Source organism: Paraburkholderia sp. SIMBA_027, assembly GCF_046535315.1.
Lineage (GTDB): Bacteria > Pseudomonadota > Gammaproteobacteria > Burkholderiales > Burkholderiaceae > Paraburkholderia > Paraburkholderia tropica.
Window position 1 is genome coordinate 1 of sequence record NZ_JAWRWY010001754.1, and the last position, 229, is coordinate 229.

A 229-nucleotide genomic window follows, 5' to 3' on the forward strand; every position below is an offset into this window, starting at 1 on the left:
GCCAGAGCTCGTTCTGGCGGACCTGGGAGGCACTGGCGCCAGCGAGATCGTCGCGGCACATGCGCCAGGGGCTAGGGTGGTCAAGGCGTTCAACGCCATCCGTATGGAGCACTACGACAAGGGGCCGACGTTTCATGAGGGGAAGCGTGCAATCTTCGTCTCCGGTGACGACGCGGACGCAAAGGCTGTGGTGATCGGACTCGTCAAGGAGTTTGGCTATGCATCAGTC

The 229-nt window shown here is 62.0% G+C and carries 1 pseudogene; it reads left to right on the plus strand.

The window, feature by feature from the left end:
* Window positions 1-229: pseudogene (locus tag SB764_RS45175) on the plus strand (NADP oxidoreductase); the annotation flags it as partial.